This is a genomic window from Clostridium sardiniense, assembly GCF_019753795.1.
Lineage (GTDB): Bacteria > Bacillota > Clostridia > Clostridiales > Clostridiaceae > Clostridium > Clostridium sardiniense.
Map to the genome: position 1 here is coordinate 1 of NZ_JAIKTU010000006.1, position 19,525 is coordinate 19,525.

23 protein-coding genes, 1 riboswitch and 1 other annotated feature are annotated in these 19,525 nt (G+C 27.6%); of the genes, 19 read left to right on the plus strand and 4 right to left on the minus strand.

The window, feature by feature from the left end; genetic code table 11:
* Window positions 1-416: 416 nt before the first annotated feature.
* Together K5V21_RS08200 and K5V21_RS08205 are read left to right on the plus strand one after the other, a co-directional pair.
* On the plus strand, window positions 417-1,331 hold the full coding sequence (locus tag K5V21_RS08200) for a hypothetical protein (RefSeq protein WP_221860742.1): 915 nt from the start codon (window positions 417-419) through the stop codon (window positions 1,329-1,331).
* Window positions 1,332-1,342: 11 nt separating this feature from the next.
* Window positions 1,343-1,837, plus strand: coding sequence for a hypothetical protein (locus K5V21_RS08205; RefSeq protein WP_221860744.1), 495 nt, complete (start codon window positions 1,343-1,345; stop codon window positions 1,835-1,837).
* Window positions 1,838-2,367: 530 nt separating this feature from the next.
* Here K5V21_RS08205 and K5V21_RS08210 read toward each other — a convergent pair.
* Window positions 2,368-4,131, minus strand: coding sequence for a glycoside hydrolase family 35 protein (locus K5V21_RS08210; protein WP_221860746.1), 1,764 nt, complete (start codon window positions 4,129-4,131; stop codon window positions 2,368-2,370).
* A gap of 307 nt (window positions 4,132-4,438) precedes the next feature.
* Between K5V21_RS08210 and K5V21_RS19515 the strand changes: the two genes are divergently transcribed.
* Both K5V21_RS19515 and K5V21_RS08220 read left to right on the plus strand, forming a co-directional pair.
* Complete coding sequence (locus K5V21_RS19515; RefSeq protein WP_280637775.1) at window positions 4,439-4,567, plus strand: hypothetical protein; 129 nt, start codon at window positions 4,439-4,441, stop codon at window positions 4,565-4,567.
* 396 nt (window positions 4,568-4,963) lie between these two features.
* On the plus strand, window positions 4,964-5,212 hold the full coding sequence (locus tag K5V21_RS08220) for a BRCT domain-containing protein (RefSeq protein ID WP_221860749.1): 249 nt from the start codon (window positions 4,964-4,966) through the stop codon (window positions 5,210-5,212).
* Between the two features lie 118 nt (window positions 5,213-5,330).
* Here the strand turns inward: K5V21_RS08220 and K5V21_RS08225 are convergent, their stop codons facing one another.
* Entirely contained in the window at window positions 5,331-5,762 is a 432-nt protein-coding gene (locus K5V21_RS08225; protein WP_221860751.1) for a hypothetical protein, read from the minus strand.
* A 207-nt stretch (window positions 5,763-5,969) separates the two neighbouring features.
* Between K5V21_RS08225 and K5V21_RS08230 the strand changes: the two genes are divergently transcribed.
* Window positions 5,970-6,131, plus strand: a complete 162-nt coding sequence (locus K5V21_RS08230; RefSeq protein WP_221860753.1) for a hypothetical protein — start codon at window positions 5,970-5,972, stop codon at window positions 6,129-6,131.
* Between the two features lie 156 nt (window positions 6,132-6,287).
* Here the strand turns inward: K5V21_RS08230 and trpS are convergent, their stop codons facing one another.
* Window positions 6,288-7,304: a tryptophan--tRNA ligase gene (gene trpS, locus K5V21_RS08235; RefSeq protein WP_221860755.1), complete on the minus strand. Its 1,017-nt coding sequence runs from the start codon at window positions 7,302-7,304 to the stop codon at window positions 6,288-6,290.
* Window positions 7,305-7,369: 65 nt separating this feature from the next.
* Window positions 7,370-7,645 (minus strand) — a binding site (T-box leader).
* 564 nt (window positions 7,646-8,209) lie between these two features.
* Between trpS and K5V21_RS08240 the strand changes: the two genes are divergently transcribed.
* The 3 genes from K5V21_RS08240 to K5V21_RS08250 all read left to right on the plus strand — a co-directional run bounded on the left by K5V21_RS08240 (window position 8,210) and on the right by K5V21_RS08250 (window position 10,085).
* Window positions 8,210-8,986: a nitroreductase family protein gene (locus K5V21_RS08240; RefSeq protein WP_221860757.1), complete on the plus strand. Its 777-nt coding sequence runs from the start codon at window positions 8,210-8,212 to the stop codon at window positions 8,984-8,986.
* Window positions 8,987-9,019: 33 nt separating this feature from the next.
* Entirely contained in the window at window positions 9,020-9,787 is a 768-nt protein-coding gene (yaaA, locus tag K5V21_RS08245) for a peroxide stress protein YaaA (protein ID WP_221860759.1), read from the plus strand.
* 85 nt (window positions 9,788-9,872) lie between these two features.
* Entirely contained in the window at window positions 9,873-10,085 is a 213-nt protein-coding gene (locus K5V21_RS08250; RefSeq protein ID WP_221860761.1) for a hypothetical protein, read from the plus strand.
* A 55-nt stretch (window positions 10,086-10,140) separates the two neighbouring features.
* Here the strand turns inward: K5V21_RS08250 and K5V21_RS19520 are convergent, their stop codons facing one another.
* Window positions 10,141-10,269, minus strand: coding sequence for a hypothetical protein (locus K5V21_RS19520; RefSeq protein WP_280637776.1), 129 nt, complete (start codon window positions 10,267-10,269; stop codon window positions 10,141-10,143).
* 150 nt (window positions 10,270-10,419) lie between these two features.
* Between K5V21_RS19520 and K5V21_RS08255 the strand changes: the two genes are divergently transcribed.
* From K5V21_RS08255 to fabD, 11 genes are all read left to right on the plus strand, one after another.
* A complete protein-coding gene (locus tag K5V21_RS08255) occupies window positions 10,420-10,635 on the plus strand; it encodes a hypothetical protein (protein WP_221860763.1) in 216 nt (71 codons plus the stop codon).
* Window positions 10,636-10,768: 133 nt separating this feature from the next.
* Window positions 10,769-11,665, plus strand: coding sequence for an NAD-dependent epimerase/dehydratase family protein (locus K5V21_RS08260; RefSeq protein ID WP_221860765.1), 897 nt, complete (start codon window positions 10,769-10,771; stop codon window positions 11,663-11,665).
* Between the two features lie 11 nt (window positions 11,666-11,676).
* Window positions 11,677-12,174 carry a flavin reductase family protein gene (locus tag K5V21_RS08265; RefSeq protein WP_221860768.1) on the plus strand — a complete coding sequence of 166 codons (498 nt, stop codon included), beginning with the start codon at window positions 11,677-11,679 and terminating at the stop codon, window positions 12,172-12,174.
* Between the two features lie 161 nt (window positions 12,175-12,335).
* Window positions 12,336-12,752: a DUF3592 domain-containing protein gene (locus K5V21_RS08270; RefSeq protein WP_221860770.1), complete on the plus strand. Its 417-nt coding sequence runs from the start codon at window positions 12,336-12,338 to the stop codon at window positions 12,750-12,752.
* Between the two features lie 44 nt (window positions 12,753-12,796).
* Window positions 12,797-12,899: riboswitch (purine riboswitch) on the plus strand.
* Between the two features lie 191 nt (window positions 12,900-13,090).
* On the plus strand, window positions 13,091-14,485 hold the full coding sequence (locus K5V21_RS08275; RefSeq protein WP_221860772.1) for an NCS2 family permease: 1,395 nt from the start codon (window positions 13,091-13,093) through the stop codon (window positions 14,483-14,485).
* Between the two features lie 232 nt (window positions 14,486-14,717).
* Window positions 14,718-15,563: an MBL fold metallo-hydrolase gene (locus tag K5V21_RS08280; protein WP_221860774.1), complete on the plus strand. Its 846-nt coding sequence runs from the start codon at window positions 14,718-14,720 to the stop codon at window positions 15,561-15,563.
* Between the two features lie 201 nt (window positions 15,564-15,764).
* Window positions 15,765-16,214, plus strand: coding sequence for a MarR family winged helix-turn-helix transcriptional regulator (locus K5V21_RS08285; RefSeq protein ID WP_221860776.1), 450 nt, complete (start codon window positions 15,765-15,767; stop codon window positions 16,212-16,214).
* Between the two features lie 10 nt (window positions 16,215-16,224).
* Window positions 16,225-17,202: a beta-ketoacyl-ACP synthase III gene (locus tag K5V21_RS08290; RefSeq protein ID WP_221860778.1), complete on the plus strand. Its 978-nt coding sequence runs from the start codon at window positions 16,225-16,227 to the stop codon at window positions 17,200-17,202.
* 63 nt (window positions 17,203-17,265) lie between these two features.
* Window positions 17,266-17,490 carry an acyl carrier protein gene (acpP, locus tag K5V21_RS08295; protein ID WP_204595637.1) on the plus strand — a complete coding sequence of 75 codons (225 nt, stop codon included), beginning with the start codon at window positions 17,266-17,268 and terminating at the stop codon, window positions 17,488-17,490.
* Between the two features lie 155 nt (window positions 17,491-17,645).
* Window positions 17,646-18,584, plus strand: a complete 939-nt coding sequence (fabK, locus tag K5V21_RS08300) for an enoyl-[acyl-carrier-protein] reductase FabK (protein ID WP_204595638.1) — start codon at window positions 17,646-17,648, stop codon at window positions 18,582-18,584.
* Window positions 18,577-19,521, plus strand: coding sequence for an ACP S-malonyltransferase (fabD, locus tag K5V21_RS08305; protein WP_221860780.1), 945 nt, complete (start codon window positions 18,577-18,579; stop codon window positions 19,519-19,521). The genes fabK and fabD overlap by 8 nt, the downstream gene beginning before the upstream one ends.
* Window positions 19,522-19,525: the final 4 nt, after the last annotated feature.

Genomic DNA, 19,525 nt, shown 5'->3' on the forward strand with positions numbered 1-19,525 from the left:
ATTAATAATTATATTAAGAGATTGTCCTATAAATATAGTTTATTATAGCTATTTGAAAAAATAAATAATGGCATAAACTATAGTATTTCCTTTTCAAATAAATACCATAATAGTAAATTAAATAACATACCTAATATCAATAAAACAACTACCCTTTGAAATATAATTTTTTGATGTATTCTTCTTATAAAAGGAGTTCCTATTAAATTTATTAGAAAATTACCTTTGAATAAATTTAATAGAACATATATGTATATAAAATTAATTAGAATATAAAAAATATAAAAAATATTTTTCATAAAATCACCTCTTAAAATAATTATATATGGGAGGTTTTTAAAATTAAACAAAAATTATTATTCAAATATTAGAATGTATACATAGTGCTTTAATATTAAAATTAAGGGGGATTTAAGATGAAGAATTTTATAAAAAAATTAAGTTTACTAACTTTAATTCTAAGTTTTACTTTATTATTTAATAGTATTACTACTTTTGCAGAAAACATAAATACTGATATAAATACTATTAAAAAAGTTTATGATGAAGGCGTTAAAAAAGGAAAAGTCGATCCAAATAATTATACTTTTAATGCTTTTGAAGAAAATTATAAATTAGGAATTGATACATATGATAGTATGAAAAATACAGTTGGGCAAGGGTTAAATTATAATGAATGGTTTGACCAAGTATTAAATTTTGGAGCTTTCCCAGATGGAGAAGGGCATGCTCCAAGTGAAAAGAAAAGACCAAGGAGAGTAAAACGTAGTCAAGAAGATAATGCAATGAAGTTTGAGTGTGATTTGAGGAAAGGTGACATTATAGTAGTCCTTGGAGGTGTTGGACATGCAGCCATAGCAACAACTGATAATTACATATTAGAAATGACTGGTGGAGGTAATGCTCTAAATTGGATAATAACAGGAATAAAAAACAATAATAATCAGTTTCATAAATCTATTTGGTTACGAGGTGGATTAGAAGAAGGTCAAGGTGTTGTATCTGATAGATGGATAGATAAATGGATACAAATATGGCGTATACCAGATAGAAATATGGCTAATAAATGTGCTAATTATGCTGATAGAACGTTTTGGAATTCTACAGGTGGATATCGTAAAAATATACATATTGATTATAGAATCACATCGAAATTAACAACTAAAAATCCTAGTTATTGTTCAAAATTAGTTTTTCAATCATATTACTGGGGAAGTGGTAGTGCACCTGTTATAAAACCTAACATGGTGAATTTAACTTCTATATTACCAAATGCATTACCCAATGTGTTCACAGGAAAATATGCACCTTATAAAGTTGGAACATATTAGGGGGATAAAATATGAAAAAGAAATTATTAATTATTGTTGTTATTATAGTTGCTGGTATAGGTTTTTTTTGGTGTAAGTGGTATTTTAAAATAATGGATGCAGATAAAAAAATAGATGAATTTATTACTGAAAAAGCTGATATTCCTTCAAGCGAAATTTTAGTTATTGAGCCAACCGAAGAAAGAGGAATGATTGGAGACTCTAATAAGAACTATATAAAATATTTTACAACAAAAAAAGATTTTGAAAGATGGAAAGAAAATTTAAAGAAAGAAGGTAAAAACTACAAAGATGTAAAAGTTAAAGATTGTGAAATAAAATATTTTTGTAGTTATAGTCCCCAAATCCCTAAATTTAATCAGATGAATGTATATCGTCTACAATATATTTTATATAGAAAAACAATTGGTAGCTTTAAAGAAATAGAAAATAATTTTGCATACCCTCCAAATGAACATATAAAGAAACTCTTAAAAGAAGAAAATCCAAATTTTTATAGACCGTAATTGAAATTTGTTTTAAATATTGATAGTAAAAGAGTTCTAAAGAAAACTTTAGAACTCTTTTTAGTGACAAAATAAATTATACAACATTTAAAAAGTTGGTTAAATATATTTTAAAAGAAAGATTTAGGAAAAATAAATAAAAACTAAATAAAAGAAAAGGAGCTGAAAAATCCTTTTAGCTTTTATCTGTAATAAGATTTAGTATCTAATGAATAAAGAGATGAATTGTAATATTTTAAATCACTAATTAAGATTTACATAAAACTTTAATTAAACACTTCGTGTTATTTTTTATTTGCATTTATTTTTGAAAATAAAATAGTGATAATATAATGGCGATTAATTAATATAATTAATATGGATTTATTACAAAAAACTTGAATTACTATGAACTATGGAATTTTTAGTCCTTACTGTTATATTATTTTCTTAAAACAAAGTTTAATAATAAATAATATAAAAACACTTAACTTTTAGAAAATTTAATTATAATAATAGCACATAGTAAGTAATACTATGTGCTATATCTTTTAGTAAAGAGGTATATCTTTAAGACTTATATTAGAACTATATTTTCCTTCTGTTTCAAATATGACAATTTTATTTTCACCTAATCTTAAAAGTGGTGCAGGGATATAGAGATATTTTGTTGGACCTATATCCCAGAAACGACCAAGATTAAAACTATTTATAAAAGCACATCCCTTACCGAAATCAGATAGGTGAAGGAATGTATCTCCCTTTTCATTTACTGTAAAAGTATATTCATAGAATGAAGGAGTATTTTCAGTGTATCCAAGTGAAAAGTCTACTTTGCTAATATCCTCCATGTCCAATCGGTAATGATCCCAACCTGTATGGAAGTGAATATCAAGCATTACTCCACCTTTAATTCCTTTACGCTGCTTTGGACTTACTAAATTTGCTCCATAATTTATTCTACCTAGATTCTCCACAAGAATATCTAAGGTATTATCCGAATTATTATTAAAGTGTAGAGGAATATTTGATCCAAGACTATCTTTATATTGAGTTGTCACATGGCTTCCATTTAAAAATACTTGAGCTCTGTCATCACAATCTACTAACTTAGCCTTTTCTAATGGATTCATCTTAGGAAGTTTAGCTCTATATAATATATATCCAAAGTTTTGATCAAGCTTTTCCATGTTTAATGTTTGAGAATTATAAATGGGAGTAGCTAATTTTTCTAAAGTATTAAATAATGATACTTTATTAGAAAGCTTTATTTCTCCATAATCCTTAAATTTAATATTATTAGATAAAGTAACTTTAGGGATTTCTTTAAAGCTTGAGATAACTTCTTTAAATTTAAAGTACTTCTCAGAAGGTTCTCCCCATTCAGTAAGTGGAGCATCATAATCGTAAGTTGTTGTTTGAGGATCTATACCATCGTGATAGCTGCAACCATTATATAAACCAAAGTTTGTACCACCGTGGAACATATAAATATTCACATGGCCTTCTTCTAGCACATCCTTTAATTCGTTTGCTGCATCTTCGCTATCTCTTCTTTTAAATTCACCACCCCAGTTATTAAACCATCCTATCCAAAATTCCATACACATTAGAGGACCTTCTATATTATTTTCCTTCATAAAGGTATTTAGATTAGAAATTTGTTCTTTTGATTTTGAACCAAAATTTACAGTAGGGAAAACTCCATCACAAGCCAAGGTTCCAGACTCAAGTGCTTCCTTCCATCCGCCATCAGAAGTAAAAAGTGGAACAGTAGCACCATGAATTATCATTAGAGATTTTATAGCCTTTAAATAATCCTTATCGTTACTAAAGGAACCATATTCATTTTCAACTTGCATCATAATAACAGGACCGCCATTAGTTATTTGAAGAGGAACTATATATTTAAATAACTCTTCAAAGTAAGAATCAACAGCATCTAAGAATCCTTTATAAGTGCTTCTAACTCTCATTGAGTCATCTTTTAAAAGCCAAGGGGGAAGTCCTCCAAATTCCCATTCTGCACAGATATAAGGAGTAGGTCTAAGGATTACATAAAGTCCAAGCTCCTCAGCAATTTTTATGAATTTAACAAAATCACCATTACCAGTAAAATTAAATTCACCTTTTTTAACTTCATGGTAATTCCAAGGTATGTATGTTTCAACACAATTACATCCCATAGATTTAAGTTTTTCTAATCTATCTCTCCAATATTCAGGTACTATTCTAAAATAATGTACAGCACCTGATATTATTTTTATTTTTTTATCATTTAAATAGAAATCTTCTTTTAGTTCAAACTTACTCATATATATCCTCCTAAAATTCAATCTATATAAATAGAAGCAATAAATGTGACAATATAGTGTCATATAGGTCTATGCATTTATGTCTTAATTGGGATTTTATATATTAATTAAATAATATGATTTTAAGGTTAATCAAAATAAGGTATTATAATACATACTATAAACTAAATATTACAACTAATGTTAAATATAGTATAACATTAATAAAGTTTATAGTTAATTAATATATTATTATTTATTACCACATTATTATGAAGATGTATTAGTTCATTTAGGAGAAAATAAGGTTGTTGAGAGGTAAATATATATGATTAAGGATATAATAGATACTTTAAAAAAAGAAAAAGTTGTAGCTGTAATAAGAACAAAGAATTACGATGAAGCTAATATAGCAATTATTCCAGGGGTAATGACAATGTCAGAACTTAATAGTTGACATGCAAAAGGAATAAGATTTTTCAAAGTATTCCCAGGAAATATAGTTGGAAAAGATTTTATAAAAGCTACAAAGTCAATCCTTGAAGATATAAATATAATGCAACAGGTGAGGTAAATGATAAAAATATTTTAGAATGGATAAATGCAGGTGAAGATTGTGTTGGTATAGGAAGAGATTTAAATAAAGTATTTAATAGTAGTGGTAAAGTTGGAGTTAAGAATTACTATGAAAAATTAATATCATAACCTTATATTTTATAGAGATATAGTTGTCTATAAATAGTAGGAAATTAATATTATAATTTTATATAATAATAAATAAGTAAGCATATATTATGTTGAATCCTAATATATTTATAACACAACATATTATTAATATATTAGGAGGGGTATTTTGGAAAATAATATTTGCAAAAATATATTTGATGGAAAAGTTATAGTGTTTACTGGAACTATGAGAGAGAGCATAAGCAAAATGAGAGAAATAGCAGTAAAGTATGGAGCAAAAACTCCAAAGGCAGTTAGTACTAGAACTAATTTAGTAGTTGTAGGAAAAAATCCAGGTAAAAAGTTAACTAAAGCTAGAGAACTTCGTATTGATGTAATATCAGAAGATGAGTTTTGGGAAAAATTAAGTCTTTAGGATTTAAAGAAGGGACTGTTTTAAAGCAGTCCCTTTTGCTATGTATAGAATTCATAGTATAAAATTTTTGTATAGCTACAATTTATTATGGCTATTTATCATGAGACAAAGCTAAATTTTAAAACATAGATATTATAGCATTTGCAATTTCACTAGATGGATTAACTTCTAATACATCTTCTGCAAGTTTAATAGTATCATAAGGTTTAATAAATCCATTGGGAAGAATTGCAAACATTAATAGCCATTCTTTATACTTTACAGATGGATTTAAAGTATTAGCCTTATTTGCATGATTAAATGCAAGTTCTTCATAACACATAGGCGTAAATATTACATATAAAAAATAAGACATTAAAAAGTGACAGTGAGAAAGTTCTGTAAAATCCTTTGTATTTTCTAATTTATTAATCTCATTTATAAGCCAAAAGTAAAAATTACTTTGAGTATGGTAATCACAAGCTTTAAGCTTTATAAGTATTTCTTCATCTATATCTAAAAGTGATATTTCATTTAAATTTATTCCTAATATATCATTTAAGTTATTCATATATAAGCCTCCATAAGTTTTTAGTTTAAGTATATAGTATTTTAAAAATAATCTCAAAATTATAAATTATATAAATGATTTTAAAGAGAAAAAAACAATATTTATGGTTATGTGTGTTATATGGGAAATAATGCTATAATTATCTTAGAAATAAACTAAAATTTAATAAATAGGTCTAAAAATTTAGCAAGAGAAAAGAGGTATGTTATGAAATTTATATTGATGATATTTATAATAATACTTAGTATAAGTTTAATTGTATATGGGATTAAGAAACAAAAGAAATCAACAAAATATGTTGGATATGCAGGTATTATTTTTACAATTATAAGTGGGATTTCTAACTTTATATATAATTTAAATCTTTAGTAGTTAATTCATTTATATATGCAATATTATTATAAAGAATGGTCTAATAATAAAATAAAATGTTGATGATATATACGAGTTAAACAGTTGTCTTACTAGTGGTATATAACATCAACATTTTTTATTTTAATATAATTTCATAAAGTTTTATATAGTCTATACATTGAAATAATTAATTCCTATAGCATCACGAACTTCTTTAAGAGTCTGAGATGCAGTCATTCTAGCTTTATTACTTCCATCTAAAAGAATCTTATATATAAGTTCTTTATCCTTTTCAAATTCTTTTCTTCTATTTCTAATTGGTTCAAGTTCAGCTTGAAGTACATCATTTAAATATCTCTTTACTTTAACATCTCCAAGTCCACCTTGTTTGTAATGTTCTTTAAGTTCTTCAATATATTTTTTATCTTTGCCAAAAGCATCTAAATATATAAATACAGGATTATTATCAACTTCACCTGGATCTGATACCTTTATATGATTTGGATCTGTATACATACTCATTACTTTTTCAGTTATTACGTCTGCTTCATCAGATAAATATATAGCATTTCCTAAAGATTTACTCATCTTAGCTTTACCATCAACACCAGGAAGTCTAGCACATCCAGAGTTTGATATTAAAGCTTCTGGTTCAACTAATATATCTCCATATATAGAATTAAAGCTTCTAACAATTTCTCTAGATTGTTCTATCATAGGAAGTTGATCTTCACCAACTGGAATTTTTTTAGCTTTAAAAGCTGTAATATCAGCAGTTTGACTAACAGGATAAACTAAAAATCCAGCAGGAATACTAGTATTAAATCCTCTAAGTTTAATTTCTTCTTTAATTGTTGGGTTACGTTCAAGTCTTGATACTGTAACTAAGTTTAAGTAGTGCATAGTAAGTTCATTTAATTCAGGGATTTGTGATTGTACAAATATTGTTGTCTTGGCTGGATCTATACCAACTGCTAAATAATCTAAAGTTACTTCCACTAAGCTTTTTCTTATCTTTTCAGGATTTCTTGCATTATCAGTTAAAGCTTGCTGGTCTGCAATCATAATAAAGTTTTCATATTCACCTGTTTCTTGAATTTCAAATCTAGTTCTTAAAGAACCTACATAGTGTCCTAAGTGTAATTTGCCTGTTGGTCTGTCTCCTGTAAGCATTATTTCTTTACTCATTTTAAAAACTCCTCTCATTTGTTTAATAAAAATATTTAATATAATAAAAAAACTCCGTCCTAAATAAATAGGACGGAGATAAATTCCGTGGTACCACCTAAATTGCATATTATAAACTAAAGTATACTTTAATTTATTAAATGCCACTTAAAATTCAAGTACTAACATACTCTAGCTTCTATAACGTGAAGCAAACGATAGAAGATACTCTCTTTATAAAAAGATTTCCCTTTACTCCTCAAAGGTCCATTCACTAAATCTCTTCTTGCTAGAATCTCACCACTTTCTAACTCTCTTTAACGAAGCTAAACTTAACTACTTCTCCTTATCAATGGATTAATATATCTTAATTTACATCAATAATACTCCTTAAAATTTTGCTTGTCAATGAATATTAGAGGTATTATATTCAAAAAGATGTAAAAGAGTTATGAATCAATTAATATTTATGACCATATTTCTCCTGTAAAGGCGTATACAACTGAGCAGATTATAGCACAGGTAAAAAGTACTATGTAATTAAGATTAAGTAGCATATAATTAAAAAATAATATAGTTAAAATTAATATTGATGATGATAAAATAAATCCTTTTAATAATCTTTTGAAAAAGGTACTTTTTATTAAGTTCATATCTATATACCGCCTTTAAAGTTTATTTTATAAAGTAACCGATTACAAGAAAGTGTGTATAAATTTTAGGCTAAAATTTATAAAAAGTATCCTAATATATGATAAAACACTCTTGTAAGAATAATTGTACATATTAAAAAAATTATATATTTTAAGATGGCCTTTGATACAGTTCTTAAAGTCATAACAATCACTCCTATAATATATAGTATAATATTACCATATGTTGTTTTAATATTTGTAAACTAGGTGTAAATTATAAGGGGTGGAAAAATGAATGAAGTAATAAGTTTAATAAATAACAGGATGTCGTTAAGAAAGTATTCAAATAAAAATATAAGCGAAGAAGAGTTACAGCTTATATTAGATTCTTCAATGAGAGCTCCTACAGCAGGAAATATGATGTTATATTCTATATTAGTAATTAGAGATAGTGAAACTAAAAGAAAACTTGCAAAGACTTGTGATAATCAACCATTTATAGAGAAGTCCAATGTGATTTTAATATTTTTAGGTGATTTACAAAGGTTATATAACTACTATAATATATGTAATGTAAAAGAATTTTGTAATAAGAATAGTTTAGAATTTAGAATGCCAGATGAAGGGGATTTTATGCTTTCTATGCAAGATGCCGTAATAGCAGCACAGACAGGAACTATTGCAGCAGAAAGTTTAGGGATTGGATCTTGCTATATAGGAGATATTATAGAGCATTATGAAATTCATAAGGAGTTATTTAATCTTCCAAAGCTTGTGTATCCAGCATGTATGCTTTGTCTTGGACATTATGAAGATGATCATAAAAGAATACTTTCAGATAGATTTAAAAAAGAATATATTGTATTTAATGAAAAATATAAACTATTAAATAAAAAAGAATTAGAAGATATGTATAAAGAAAGAGAAGAAAAAGTATCTCCTAAAAATATATATGGTGCAGAGAATTTTGGACAATTTAATTATAGAAGAAAAACTGGTGCAGAGTTTTCGAAAGAAATGGGACGTTCTGCAAGGGAAATATTAAAGAATTGGAATGGACAAGAGTAATATAAAAATATATGAGAAGAGAGAGGGACACATATGATAGTAATTTTATCACCAGCAAAAAAACTAGAAAGAAAAGAATTAAATTATAATATAGAGTTAACTAATGTAAGACATATTAGTGAATCAATAAAATTAAATGAAAGATTAAAAGAATTTAATCCAGATGAATTAGGATCATTAATGAAGATATCAGATAAATTAACAGATGATACTCTTTTAAATATTCATAAATGGACAATAGAAGAAGCAGAGCATTCATTTCCATGTATACTAGGATTTAATGGAGAAGCCTTTAGGGCACTTGATATAACTTCATATTCTAAAGAAGACTTAGAGTATGCAAATTCACATCTTAGAGTATTATCTGGGTTATATGGAGTATTAAGACCTTTAGACTTAATATGCAGTTATAGATTAGAGATGGGAACTAAGCTTAACATAGGTAAACATAAAAATCTTTATTCCTTCTGGGGAGAGAAGATAAACAAGACTTTAATAGAAGATATTAAAGATAGTGAAAGTGATATCCTAGTTAATTTAGCATCAAATGAATATTCTAAATCTGCAAAATTAAATAAGATGAAGGGAATTACTATAGTAACTCCTGTATTTAAAGAATTTAAAAATGGAAAATATAAAGTTGTAACTGTACATGCTAAAAGAGCAAGGGGACTTATGGCAACTTATATAATGAAAAATAGAATAGAAAATGTAGAAGGATTAAAGAAGTTTAATGAAGAAGGATATATCTATAGAGAAGATTTAAGTAATAATGAGGAAATGGTATTTACTTTAGGATAAATATTGTTAAAGAAATATATTACCTCCTTAATAAATGTGGTAATATATAAAAGTGAAATTTCTTAAACGGAGGAGGACCATATCTATGATATATTTAATAATCATTAATATAATTGTAGTAATTGCAATGTTAATAATGTTCTTAAAGGCATCAAGTATGTTTAAAAAAATTGCTGATAACAATGGTAATATAGAAATAGAAGGGCAAGAAGCAAAGAAATATATGAAAATTTCTATTATATTAGCTCCTATTAGTTTAATATTAACAACAGTTATAGTATTAATGGTATTATTGTAATAAGTAAAACTCTATTAGATAAAAAGTTATCTAATAGAGTTTTACTTAAATTTAATTATTTAAATTTACGTTTTTTATTAAGTGCCTTATCTCTTGATTTTTTCATTGTGGAAATATTATAGAAAATTAATATAATTACGAATATTAGTGGAAGACCAATAAGTAAGTAATATAATGGATTCATGAAATAACCTCCTATTTATTTAAATTAGCATGTATATTTTATAATAATGGGTAATAATACCTCATAACATAATAATATAATATTTAAAGTTTTCTTTAAAGTATGATAATATGTAATTATTAAAGTTTGCAAATTATAGGAGGTGTCAATATGATACTATTTGCTTTAAATGTGATTGTTATTGCTGCAATGATTACATTTTTTATAAAATCAATAAGTACATTTAAAGATATAAAAGATGATAATGAGGAATATGTAAAGGAAATGAATAAAAAAGGTAGCAGATATATGATTATTTCTGTACTTCTTGTTCCTATTGCAATAATAATATCATTTAAAATAATTGTGGACATGTTCTTATTTTAGATAAACAACTCATAAAATTATGAGTTGTTTTTTATTTGATAATTGGATAATATATGTAAATATGGTATCATATAATCATAATAGGTGTGAGAATTTTAAATTGTTATATTAAATTTGAAAGGATAATAATGCTATGAGTAAGATATTAGTTTTCGGTGGGACAAGGTTTTTTGGGAAAGAACTTATAAAAGAACTTATAATTAACGGACATGATATAACAATAGCAACGAGAGGGATAAGAAAAGATGATTTTGGGGACAAAGTTAAACGTATACTTCTTGATAAGCGAGATGAAAACGCTTTAATGAAGGCTTTAGATGGACAAAAATATGATGTTGTTTATGACACAATTTCATATAGTCCAAATGATGGAATGAGAATGTGTAATGTGTTAAGGGGTAAAACAGATAAATATATTGTAGTTTCATCAGTTGCAGTTTATGATAAAGGAGTAAATTTAAAGGAAACAGAATTTAATCCAAGTAAATATAAAATAGTTATGGGGGAGAAAGAGGAGTTCTCTTATAGTGAGGGAAAAAGATTAATGGAGGCTGTATTATATAAAAATGCAGAATTCCCTGTAATAGCTGTAAGATTCCCAGTGGTTATAGGAAAAGATGATTACACTGAGAGACTTTTAAGATATGTTGAAAGAGTAGATAATAAAGAATGTATATGCTCAACTAAATTAGATTCACATATGAATTTAATAACTCAAAATGAAGCAGGCGTATTTTTAGCATGGCTTCTAAATAAAGATATAAATGCTCCTGTAAATGCTGCTTGTATAGGTGATATAAGTTTAAGAGAGATGATAAATATAATTGAAGAAGAATGTGGTATTGAAGCAATTTTAAATAAGGAGTATGATGATAATGATACATCGCCTTATAATAATTATTTAAACCTTACAATAAATATTATAAATATTATGGAACTTGGCGGGTATAGATTTAAAAAAATTCATTCTGAGTTAAGGGAAATTGTTAAATATTATAAAAGTACCTTGAAATGTAGAAGTGTAGTTTAGGAGGAGCAAAAGTGAATAATAATTTTACAAGAGATGTTGAGAATGCTTTAGATAATCTTCATATAAATGGAGCATTCTTAACTGGTGGAGATTTGAAATCTGCAAATACTATGACAATAAGTTGGGGTAGCATAGGCTTTATGTGGAGAAAACCAGTATTTATGGCTTTAGTTAGAGAAAGCAGATACACAAATGAATTTTTAAAGTCTGGAGAAAAATTTACAGTAAGTATTCCTTATGAAGGTGAGCTTAAAGAGGCACTAAAAATATGTGGAAGCAAATCAGGAAGAGATGTAAATAAAGAAGAGCTTGCAAATATAAAATTTATTCCATCAAAGAGTGTAGATACACCAGTGATTGAAGGATGTAATAGATATTATGAATGTAAGATATTATATAAAAATGAAATGGATTTAGATAATTTTGATAAAGATCTAGCAGAGCAGTTCTATAAAGGGGAAAAAATAGGACATATACTTTATTTTGGAGAGATTATAGAAGAATATTAATTTTAAAGGATTAGCTTTTTTAGCTAATCTTTTATTTTTATAGAATAAGGAGTGTGTTAGATAAAAACATACTCCTTATAATTTTTCACAAAAATGTAAATGTTATCATATATTGTACTAATAACTATTAGATATATAGTTTATATAAAGGGGGGATTGTAATGGCAATGTATGTGCTGCTAGCTATAGGGATTGGATTGTTATTAGCTGCAATAATAATATTTGGAATTAGATATAGAATTTATAAAACTGGAACAAGAGTAGTTGGAAAAATAATAGAAGTAAAGAAGACAGATGAAGCTATATTAGATGATTTTCATCAGTTATCATTTATAACCTTATATAAACCTGTTATAGAATTCTTTACAGAAGAAGGAGAAAAAATAGTATTTGTCCATAATGAACCTGGTAGCAGTAGAGACTTTAATGTTGGTGATGACATTATGATAGTGTGTAACAAAAAGAAGAAAGATGATTTTTATGTAGATGATAAAATGGAGTTCTTTAGACTTTCAATAACATTAATAATACTAGCAGTATTATTTTTCTCTTTTTCATTTACATTATATTTGATATAAGGAAATAATTACATTGCAACAATATAAATAGGTATAGTATAATGGATAAAATAACAATATAAGCCCATATAAGTCTGATAATACGGTTCAGAGGTTTCTACGTGAAGACCAATTAATCTTCACACTATGGGTAAATCAAAATGAAGTTTCTATGAGCTAGCATTGGTTTACCTAATAAACCGGCTAGTTTTTTATTTTACAATGAAGTAAAAGTTAGTTCTTTAGAGAGTCTTGGTAAAAAGAGAAAGGCTAGGAAGAGGCTATAGCCTTAAAATCAAGAAACAGATCTTTTATGGGTAGTCATTACTATACATAACTATAAAAATGGAGGAGAACAAATGAAAAATATTCTAGAAAAAGTATTTAAGCTTAAGGAGAATAAGACAAATGTAAAAACAGAAATTATTGGTGGGCTTACAACTTTTGTAACATTTGCTTATGCATTATTAGTAATTCCAAATATATTAAAAATAGGTGGAATGAATTCTCTAGGTCTTAAAGGAGATGCAGCAGCAAATCTTACTATGGCACAAGATCCAATAATAGCTTCAGCTTTTGCATCAGTTTGTATAGCAGCAGCTGTTGGTACTTTAATAATGGCCTTTCATGCTAATTTACCTTTTGTTTTAGCACCAGGTCTTGGACTTGTATCATTCTTTGCTTATAATATTTGCTTGAAATTAAATTTTACTTGGCAAGAAGGTTTAGCAGCAGTATTTATATCAGGTATTTTATTTATCATTATAACCTTAACTTCTATTAGAGAAAAAATAGTTCAAGCTATTCCTCAAAACTTAAAATATGCAATAACAGCTGGTATTGGATTATTTATTGCATTAATAGGCTTAAAAAGTGGTGGAATTGTAGTAGCAAATCCAGGGACATTAGTAGCTTTTGGAGATTTTACTGATAAGACAGTTATATTAACAATAATAGGACTTATAATAGGTGTTGTTCTTATGGCAAGAAAAGTTACAGGTGCAATGCTAATTGGAATTATAATTACTACAATAATAGGAATACCTATGGGAGTTACAAATATTCAAGGTATGAAGCTTTTCTCAATGCCTGTTATTGGTGATACATTCTTTGCTATGGATTTAAAAGGATTATTAACAAGTAACGGAGATGGACTTATAGGTGCATTACTTACTGTATTTATGGTTGTAATTACATTAAGCTTAGTAGATCTTTTTGATACAATTGGTACTTTACTTGGAACAGCCCAAAGTTCAGGAATGGTTGAATCAGATGGCGATGTTAAGAATCTAAGACAAGCTTTAACTTCAGATGCAGTAGGAACAACTTGTGCAGCATTACTTGGAACAACAACTCTTGCAACAACTGTTGAATCAGCCTCAGGAATAGCAGCAGGGGCAAGAACAGGACTTTCTAATGTAATAGTAAGTATTATGCTTGTATTATCACTATTCTTTAGTGGATTAGTTGGAATAGTACCACAAAGTGCAACAGCACCAGCTTTAATAATTGTTGGTATATTAATGATGAGCGCAGTTAGCCAAATAGATTTTTCAGATTTTACAGAGGCTGTGCCTGCTTTCTTTACTATAGCAATGATGCCATTTACTTATTCAATAGCTAATGGTATTGCAATTGGAATGATATTTTATCCAATAGTAAAAATTGCTACTGGAAAAGGAAAAGAAGTACACAAATTACTTTATATTTTTGCAATATTATTTATATTAAGATTTGTTCTTATGCCAGATTAATTATAAAAAAAGCATCGACTATTTATGTTTATATAGTCGATGCTTTTTTATAATTTATTAACGTATCAAGAGTATATAATATACAAACTTATAAGCTTGAATATAATTATAAGGAAGTAAATAAATACAAATAGTTAAATTTATATAAACATAAAAGGTTTAATTAGAGTGCATGATATAATTTTATTAAGGAATATATGAAAAATATATTAAATGGATATGAGGGGATTATATGAAGATTACAACAGTTATAGAAAATAATAAAGAAGAAGGTAGTAAATTAGAGTGTGAGCATGGATTATCTTATTTTATAGAAGCTTATGGATTGAAAATTTTATTTGATACTGGACAATCAGAAAAGACTCTATCCAATTTTAAAAAGTTAGGATTGTCACTTGAAAATATAGATTATATAATATTAAGCCATGGACATTATGATCATGCTGGTGGATTTAAATATTTCTTAGAAAATATAAATAATAAGCCTTATATTATACTGGGAAATGAATTCTTTGAAAGAAGTGATAAATATCATTTAAAAAGTGAAGAAGAAAAATATATAGGTATTAATTTTGATAAGAGATATATAGAAGAGATGGGATATAAAATTATTGAAGTTAAAGAAAAAATGAAATTAGAAGATAGAATATATGTAATATCTAATCTAGAAAGTTTCAATGAAGAAAAAATATCTAAATCTAAAGATGAATTGTCAAGAAAAGAAAAAAATATCCTTATAAAAGATAATTTTTCAGAGGAACTTGTCCTAGTTATAGAAAATGTAGAAGGTCTTACACTAATAACTGGATGTGCCCATACAGGGATTATTAATATTATTACTAAGGTACAAAATATAATTGGGAAAAAAGTAATAAATGTAATTGGGGGAATACATCTTTCAAAATTATCATTATCAGAAAATATAGAAACAGCAAAAAAATTAAAAGAACTAAATATTAAAAATTTTTCTTTATGCCATTGTAGTGGAAATGAAATAATTAATATTTTAAAAGATGATGAAAGTGAGATTATAGAAGGATTTACAGGCAAAGTTATCCAGTGGAAATTTCTTAAATAATAATAAGAAGTTTTTGTTAAAATGAATAAAACCGTTAATAAAATAGAAAATAACAGCAAATATTTAGTTGACAAAATAATTTGATTATATTATAGTTTGATTATCAAAACGTTTGATATAAAAAATGTTTGACGCCATTGATTTATTCATAAAAAATAATTATAGTATATGTAGACTATATAAAAAGTGGAGGATTTATTAATGGACATAAGAAAAAAGGTATTGAACGAATTATTAGTTCAAATTTTTAATGATATACTTCAAATTGAAGAACAAGCATTAAAAAAAGGAGTTCTTAATAATCTTTCTGTTACAGAAATACATACTATAGAGGCTATTGGTATGTATACAGAAAGAACAATGTCAGAGGTAGCACAAGACTTAAAGATAACTGTTGGAACTTTAACAACAGCAATAAATAAGCTTATAAAAAAAGGCTACGTTGAAAGAAAGAGAATTGAAGAAGATAGAAGAGTTGTATTAATTAAATTAACTAAGAGTGGAAAACTTGCATTTAGATTGCACGAAAAGTTCCATAATGACATGATTAATGCAACGATTGAAGGTTTATCAGAGGAAGAGGAGAAAATTCTTATATCTTCATTAGATAGATTAAATGAATTCTTCAAAGTTAATTATTTAAACAATTAAGGAGAAAATCATGAAGGAAGTAAAGATTAAAGGTGTAGGTTCATATGTTCCATCTCAAGTTATTACTAATGATGATTTAAGTAAAATAGTAGATACTAATCATCAATGGATATTAGAGAGAACAGGAATTTGTGAAAGAAGGATATCTGAAGGCGAAGATACTTCCAGTATAGCTTATAAAGCAGCAAAAGTTGCAATGGATAAGGCGAGTATTAAGGGAGAAGAAATAGATTTAATAATAGTTGCTACTATTACTCCAGACTCATTTACTCCATCAGTAGCATGCATATTACAAAAAATGATAGGGGCAAAAAATGCAACAGCCTTTGACTTAAATGCAGCATGCACAGGATTTATTTATTCATTAGAAGTAGCTGAGAGCCTACTTAAGACTGGAAGATATAAAAATGCATTAGTAGTTGGTGCAGAAACTCTTTCAAAGATTATTGATTGGAAAGATAGAAGCACTTGTGTTCTTTTTGGAGATGGTGGCGGAGCTGCTGTTATTGGAATAGATGAAGAAGAGAAGAGCGGTATTATAAATACTTATTCAATATCAGAAGGAGAAAAAGGTGATGCATTAACTGCAGGAGCAAATGATGTAATTAATCCTTTTGCAAAAGAAGAAGTTATTAAAAGCAAATATGTCCAGATGAATGGAAGAGAAGTATTTAGATTTGCAACAGGTGCCATGGTTGATTCTATAAAGAAAGTTTTAGAAGGTACTGGATATAATCTAGAGGATATAGATTATGTTGTACCACATCAAGCTAATTTAAGAATAATAGATTATGCAGCAAAAAAACTAGGACTTTCAAAAGAAAAATTTTATGTGAATTTAGAAAGAGTAGGAAATACATCTTCAGCATCAGTTCCAATGGCTTTAGCAGATATGGATAATGAAGGAAAACTAAAAGATGGAGATCTAATAGTTTTAGTTGGATTTGGTGGAGGCCTAACTTGTGGTGCCACACTAATAAAATGGTAATTAAAAGCGAGAGCTTTGAAATATAAAATAAAAATTAAAGTGTAAATTATGGAGGTATTTATTATGATATTTGAAGAAATTAGAGAAGTAGTTTGTGAACAATTAGGAGTAGAGGAAAGTGAAGTAACATTAGAAACAACTTTCGAAGATTTAGGAGCAGATTCATTAGATTTATTCCAAGTAGTAATCGAAATAGAAGAAAAGTTTGGTATTCAATTAGAAGATGCTGAAAATATAAAGAGCATCAAAGATGCAGTTGATTACGTAGAAAAAAAGAAAAACAACTAGATTTAAGAGTAAGATCTGTTGCTCATAGTGGTTTTGTAAAGAGTTAACAGAATATTTTCAATAATCAAAAATCGGGGGCTTAGTATTAGAACCCGATTTTGCTTATATTATAAATGAATTTATAACTGTATAGGTGAATTTTAGGAGGAACTTTAATGAGTAATAGAGTTTGTGAAATGTTAGGTATCAAGTATCCTGTATTACAAGGTGGAATGGCTTGGATTGCAGATGCATCATTAGCAGCAGCTGTAAGTGAAGCTGGTGGTCTTGGATTAATTACAGGAACAGCACCAATTGAATGGATAAGAGATGAAATTAGAAAAGCTAAAAAGCTTACAAATAAACCTTTTGGAGTAAATATAATGCTTATGTCTGAACATGCAGATGAAGTTGCAAAACTTGTATGTGAAGAAGGAGTGTCAGTTGTTACTACAGGTGCTGGAAGCCCAGGTAAGTACATGGAGATGTGGAAAGAGAATGGTATAAAAGTTATACCGGTTGTTGCATCAGTTGCTTTAGCAAGAAGAATGGAAAAGATGGGTGCAGATGCAGTAGTAGCAGAAGGAACGGAGTCAGGGGGACACGTTGGACAATTAACTACAATGGCATTAATTCCACAGGTTGTTGATGCGGTAAATATACCAGTAATTGCAGCTGGCGGAATTGCAGATGGAAGAGGAGTTGCAGCATCATTTATGCTTGGTGCACTTGGAGTTCAAGTAGGAACAAGATTCTTAGTTGCTAAGGAGTGTACAGTACATCAAAATTACAAAGATAAAGTTTTAGGTGCAAAGGATATAGATACAGATGTAACAGGAAGATCAACAGGACATCCAGTTAGAGTAATTAAAAATAAGTTATCTAGACAGTTCCAAAAGCTTGAAAAAGATAATGGTACAGTAGAAGAGTTAGAGGCACTTGGAAGAGGATCTCTACCAAGAGCGGCTAGAGATGGGGATGTTATAAATGGCTCTGTAATGGCAGGGCAAGTTTCAGGTTTAATTAATAAAGAAGAAAGTTGTTATGATATAATACAGGACTTAATGAATGGAGCTAAAGTTGCTCTTGATACAGTTGGAGGGGTATATGAGTAGTAAAAATATTGCTATATTATTTGCAGGCCAAGGTTCTCAATATATAGGAATGGGAAAAGATTTATACGAAAATATAGAAGAATGCAGAGAAGTTTTTGATAAAGGTGAAGCTGCATTAGAAATGGATATTAAAAATTTAATATTTAATGGTACAGAAGAAGAATTAAAATTAACTGAAAATGCACAGCCGGCAATTTTATTAACATCTCTTGCAGCAGCTAAAGCATTAGAAGTAAATGGAATAGAAGGAGATTTTACTACAGGTTTATCTCTTGGTGAGTATGGTTCATTAATTTATGGAGGAGCTTTAAATTTTTCAGATGGATTAAAGCTTGTTCGTGAAAGAGGAAAAATAATGGGTAGTTCACTTCCAAAGGGACTTGGAAAGATGGCAGCCATTTTAAAATTAAATGATGAAAAAGTAGAAGAACTTATAAAAAGAGCTTCAGAATTTGGAATCATAGAAGGTGCAAATTATAATTGTCCAGGTCAAGTTGTTGTATCAGGTGAAAATAATGCTATAGAAGAATCAGTAAAAATAGCTAAAGAACTTGGTGGAATGGGAATCATTTTAAATGTTAGTGGACCGTTCCATAGCTCATTACTTGAAGGGGCAAGTTTAGAATTTTTAAAAGAACTTGAAAAGGTTCAGTTTAATAACTTTAACAAAACAGTTTATTCAAATGTTTTAGGAGCTCCATATAGTGAGGGCGATGACTTAAAAGAACTTTTAAGAAAACATATAAAAACAGCGGTATTATTCGAGAAAACAATTAGAGACATGTTAGACAAAGGTGTTGATACATTCATCGAAGTAGGTCCAGGTAAAACTTTAAGAGGATTTGTTAAGAAGATTGATAGAAAAGCCAAAGTCTATAATGTAGAAAATATGGAATCATTAAATATAATTATAGAAGAATTAAAGGGAAATGTTTAGGAGG